Here is a 234-nt window from a genome sequence, read left to right on the forward strand (position 1 = left end):
CGCGGCGGGGGTGGTGGGGACCGGCGGGGCGATCCGGCCGGTGGCGTGCCGGGTCCAGGCCACGTCCTCGGGTTCGCCGTCGGCGCGGGAGAAGATCGCCAGCGAGCGGTGGCCGTCGTCGGTGCCGCCGACCAGGACCTGGAGGCGGACGCCCCCGCGTTCGGGGACGACCAGCGGTGCTTCGAGGGTCAGCTCCTCGACCACGCCGCAGCCGACCTCGTCGCCCGCGCGCAC

At 77.8% G+C, this 234-nt stretch carries 1 protein-coding gene; it reads right to left on the minus strand.

Annotated elements, in window-relative coordinates:
* Positions 1-234 (minus strand): polyketide synthase dehydratase domain-containing protein (locus G3I65_RS04210; protein WP_160694916.1); only part of this gene is annotated, 234 nt, incomplete at both ends.

Origin of the sequence: Amycolatopsis sp. SID8362 (assembly GCF_010550475.1) — a bacterium.
Lineage (GTDB): Bacteria > Actinomycetota > Actinomycetes > Mycobacteriales > Pseudonocardiaceae > Amycolatopsis > Amycolatopsis eburnea.